The 2,124-nt window shown below is 58.6% G+C and carries 3 protein-coding genes; all 3 read left to right on the top strand.

Going from position 1 to position 2,124, the window contains the following annotated elements; genetic code table 11:
* Positions 1–400 (top strand): glycosyltransferase (locus EN964_RS32585; RefSeq protein WP_127277309.1); only part of this gene is annotated, 400 nt, incomplete at its 5' end.
* A 56-nt stretch (positions 401–456) separates the two neighbouring features.
* Complete coding sequence (locus EN964_RS32580) at positions 457–891, top strand: hypothetical protein (protein ID WP_127269562.1); 435 nt, start codon at positions 457–459, stop codon at positions 889–891.
* A gap of 767 nt (positions 892–1,658) precedes the next feature.
* Positions 1,659–1,985 (top strand): hypothetical protein, encoded by a 327-nt coding sequence (locus tag EN964_RS32575; protein ID WP_236382855.1) that lies wholly within the window; start codon positions 1,659–1,661, stop codon positions 1,983–1,985.
* Positions 1,986–2,124 lie beyond the last annotated feature (139 nt).

Raw genomic sequence — 2,124 nt, 5'->3', positions numbered from 1 at the left:
GGAAAAATGGGTTGGCGAGGGATTGGTCGAATATCTCGGCTCCACCGACGATGTGCGGCCTTTCATGCGTGGCGCCGATTGTGTCGTGTTGCCCTCCTACAGGGAGGGAACGCCGCGCTCGCTGCTCGAGGCGGCTGCGATGGGCAAGCCGCTGATCGCAACCGACGTGCCAGGATGCAGGGAAGTGGTGGACCACGCGGTCAATGGCTTCCTATGCAAGGTGAGGGACTCTGATGACCTTGCGAGCAAGATGGTCGAGTTTGCGCGGCTGGACGACTCGTCCAGGGACAGGATGGGGGCCCAGAGCAGAAACAAGGTCGAGCGGCAGTTTTCGGAAACGATCGTCATCGAGAAGTACATGCAGCAGATAGAAAGACTGAGCGCCCTTGCGACGAAATGAGCGGACCGGGCCCACCGGTCGGATGGAGGATGGTTTTGTCAGTCAGGAACATAGCGTTGCTTGCCGTCGTGGCTGTTTTGTTTGGTGTTGGCTTTCTGGGCATCATCGTGATGCAGAGGGGCGGCCCGTCCCCCGCGAAGCCGGTAGCCGAGCTCAAGCCGTTTGAAGGCAAGCTCTCCATTCCATCGGTCGATGATCTGCGTGTCGGCGGTCGCAAGATCCTGCTGTGCGGGGCGGCGTTTTCCAGGCCTCAGGCCATGCGCCTCCTGGTGACGGAAGCGGCGCGCCGAGACTACCAGGGGCTCGTCCTGGCCTGCAAACCTGTCGGTTCCGGAACACCTTGCGACGGCAAGATCGCTTCCAGGGTTGGCGATACCCTTGTTGTGCAGTGCCTGACGGCTGAGGGGGAAGATTTGGCCACCATACTTACGCAGGGCGGAATTCTCTGCGGCCAGCCGGTTCAGGCCGGCGCAACGTACAAACCTTGCTGAGCAGGTCGCCAGTACAGACCGGAGGCTCTTGCGGCGAAGTGAGTGGGTCTTGTTCTCAAGCTGGCCGGCGCCCGCATTTGGGTATTTATGGGTCCTTTATTGGGTATGCCGGTTCTTGATCGAGGTGGGGGCATGGAGCCAGATCTCTATGGCCGATAGATGAGAAATGGGTAGCCGAGCCGGCCACCTACCCCGTTGGCCGCGATTGGTATCGAGCCGATCTCGAATTACATGCTGTCAGCACGACCAATGGTCGAAATCGCGCGGCTGCCATCAAGGAGTATCTACCGAAAAATGTATCGATAATTCAATATATTAGGTGGCTGGCGAAAGGTTTGGCGCGCTCAGCTTGGTCAAAGCTTATCGAGCCAGTCACCGCGGAAAGGAGAGCTCAAATTTTTGCCCGATGGTAAGAAACCTGTGACAGGTAGTCGAAAACTATTAATGCGATCTGGCTAAAGTACTGTGCTTGGACAGACACGCGTCAGCTTAAATCGCCTCGCGCGCGCGAAACAGGTTGGAATTGTGGCCAAAAACTGGTACGCGCTGATGCAATGCCTTTGACTGGGTGCGTCTGAAGTGGTGCAGCAAGAAGGGATCGAAGACTGATGAGCCTTGTGGTTAAAACTGCGCTTGCCGTATTTGTCGTGTCAATCGGGTTTGGTTCAGCTTCATCGTTTGCCCAGGATGCTTCGTGCAGCTGCGCGACACCCTATCAAGGTTCGGCAAACCCGATCGGATCCATCCGTTCCGCCACCGGTGATGTGATGGTGTCGCAGACGGCGGGCTATGGCGCTGCCAAGGTTGGAAGCGCGCTCGATTTCGGCAGCCGTGTGGTGGTTGGCGCCAACGGCGCGGCCTCCGTTCTGGTCGGCGGCTGCAATCTGGAGGTTTCGGCCAATTCGAGCCTCGACGTTTCCCGCCTTGGCAACAACATTTGCCTCAAGCTTGTCGGCTCTGAGCAGACGGCTGCTATTCAGCCCTCCGGCGGCGGCGCCGGGTTCGGTCCGCCGGAGGCGATTTTCGCCGGGGCGCTTCTGACGTCTGGCGTGCTCGCGGCGACGCAGGATGACGACAACGGCGTCAGCCGCTGACGAAGATATGGCGGCATCGGCCGCTGTAGAGAAAGGTCTGGATAGGCGGGCTGGCTGGTTTATTGGGTTTGTTAACCATATTGTTCTATTGCTTGGGGCGGGGCGGGCTGTAATTTGTACCAACAGGGCGAGTTACAGG

The organism is Mesorhizobium sp. M7A.F.Ca.CA.001.10.2.1 (assembly GCF_003998575.1).
In the GTDB taxonomy this organism is placed as follows: Bacteria; Pseudomonadota; Alphaproteobacteria; order Rhizobiales; family Rhizobiaceae; genus Mesorhizobium.
This window is presented reverse-complemented; position numbering and strand designations above follow the sequence as displayed.